This is a genomic window from Xanthomonas sp. SHU 199, assembly GCF_000364665.1.
Classification (GTDB): Bacteria; Pseudomonadota; Gammaproteobacteria; order Xanthomonadales; family Xanthomonadaceae; genus Xanthomonas_A; species Xanthomonas_A sontii.
In genome coordinates, this window is sequence record NZ_AQOI01000572.1 from 1 (window position 1) to 1,935 (window position 1,935).

A 1,935-nucleotide genomic window follows, 5' to 3' on the forward strand; every position below is an offset into this window, starting at 1 on the left:
GCGCGGCGATCGGCTCCGCCAGGCGGATGCCGGCGGTGGCGCGCAACTGCTGCACGCTGCGCTGCGGCTGCGCCGGCGACCCGGCCTGGGTCGGCACCACGGTGTAGGCGCCGGCGGCGTTGGGGCCGCCGATCACCCGCAGCTGCAGCTTGCGCAACAGCGCGTCCCAGTCGGCCAGGGTCATACGTGCGTCCGGCACCACCCGGATCGCGTCGGCCGCCAGCGGCTGCGCGGCATCGCTGAGGGTGCGGTAGGCGGTGCTGCGTTCGTGCTCGGCGGACAGGCGCATGCCCAGCACGCCCAGGCCCACCGCCTGCAGCAGCGCGGCGGCGACCAGCGCCCGCGTGGTCCAGCTGGCGCGGCCGCGCTGCGGCGGCGCCTGCGGAACAGGCGCGTCCAGGCGCTGCAGCAGGCGCTGCAGCCCGGCCTCGGCGTCCACCGGCACGTCGCTGGGCAGGGTCATGGCCATGCGCAGGCGGCTCTGCTGGGCGAACTCGGCGCTGCAGTGCCGGCACTTGGCCAGGTGTGCGACCAGCCACTCGTTTTCGGCTTCCGTGGCGCTGTCCTGCAGCACCCACGGCATCAGGTCCCAGGCATGCGCGCACTCGTTGCCCGGCTCGTTGAAGCCCGTTTTCATCACGCGCTCTCCGTCAGCGTGGACGCATCGCCGGCCAATCCCGGCAACACGTTGCGAAGTTTGACCCGGGCGTGGAACAACCGGGCTTTGATGGTGCCCACCGGGCACTGCATGATCGCGGCGACCTCTTCCAGCTTGTGGCCGAGGCCGTAGACCAGTTCCACCACCAGGCGCTGGTCGGCCGACAGGCGTTCCAGGCCCTTGCCCAGCCAGTCGCGCAGCTCGCGGTCCTCGTCCGGGTCGGCCGCCGCGGCGTGGTCCTCGGCGGCCACGCCGTCGTCGATGGCGTCGTCGCTGTGGTGGCGGATCGCCTTGAGCCCGCAGCGGTAGGCGATGCCCATGATCCAGGTCGAGACCTGCGAATCGCCGCGGAAGTCGCCGGCCTTCTGCCAGACGATCCAGAAGCAGTCGTTGATCGCTTCCTCGATGATGTCCGAGCGCCGGGTCAGCCGCGACAGGAACCGGCACAGGCGCCCGTGGTAGGCGCGGTACAGGCGGGTCAGCGCCTCGCGGTCGCTGGCGGCCATGCGCCGGAGCAGCATGCGGTCGGTGGCATCGCCGAGCAGGTCGGTGTCGTTCATGGGGGCAGGTGTGGCAACGGGCACCGGTATGTGCCGGGGCGGCACGGAAAGGTTGCGCTCGCCTCAGAAGCTGCGGGAGACGCTGGCCACCCACGGCCACAGGCCGCGGTCGGCATAGCCGGTGCGGGCGTTGCTGAACACACGGTCCACCTCCAGGCTCCAGCGCCCGGCGTTCCAGATCAGCCCGGCGTGGCCGTAGCGATAGTGCGCCGTGTACTCCAGTCCGTACAGCGCCGGCGGCGCCTGGCTGACGCCGGCGCCCATCGACAGCGACAGCGGGCCGGTCAGCGGCTGGTGCGCGGTCAGGTCTAGCGCCCCGTACCAGCGCTGCTGCAGGCCACTGTCGGGCATGCGGAAGGCGGCCAGCGACAGGCTCAGGCGGTCGCGGTAGCTCCAGCCCAGGCTGACCTCGTCGCGGTTGAACAGGCGGTTGGCGCGCGCGCCGGGGTAGCGGTACAGCAGCGCCTCGGCCTGCAGTTGCCAGCTGTCGGACACGGTCCAACTGCGCGACAGGCCGACGCTGCTCATCAGCACCGTGCCCGGCGCGTCCAGCGCCACGCTGGCCGAGCCGCTCAGCGACCAGCCCGGCGCCGGCAGCCAGAACAGCGCGCCCTGCAAGGTCGGGGTCGCGCGGGTCACGGCGATGCCGCGGTCGACCAGTTGCGAGCTGATCCCGGCGGCGCCGCCGACATCGCCGGCCATCGCCGCCGGTGCATG

General features: G+C 72.5%; 3 protein-coding genes. All 3 read right to left on the reverse strand.

All coding sequences use genetic code 11. The features are described 5' to 3' along the window. Positions 1 to 637 (reverse strand): hypothetical protein (locus D183_RS0116915; protein WP_017910042.1); only part of this gene is annotated, 637 nt, incomplete at its 3' end. Beyond that, the gene (locus D183_RS0116920; protein ID WP_017910043.1) at positions 637 to 1,218 is read right to left on the reverse strand and encodes an RNA polymerase sigma factor; all 582 of its coding nucleotides are present in this window, start codon (positions 1,216 to 1,218) and stop codon (positions 637 to 639) included. The genes D183_RS0116915 and D183_RS0116920, both read right to left, overlap by 1 nt. A 63-nt stretch (positions 1,219 to 1,281) precedes the next feature. Continuing rightward, positions 1,282 to 1,935 (reverse strand): hypothetical protein (locus D183_RS0116925; RefSeq protein WP_017910044.1); only part of this gene is annotated, 654 nt, incomplete at its 5' end.

Excerpts from the sequence above, each read along its gene's own strand:
- D183_RS0116920 (WP_017910043.1), bottom strand. The coding sequence starts at position 1,218 with ATGAACGACACCGACCTGCTCGGCGATGCCACCGACCGCATGCTGCTC.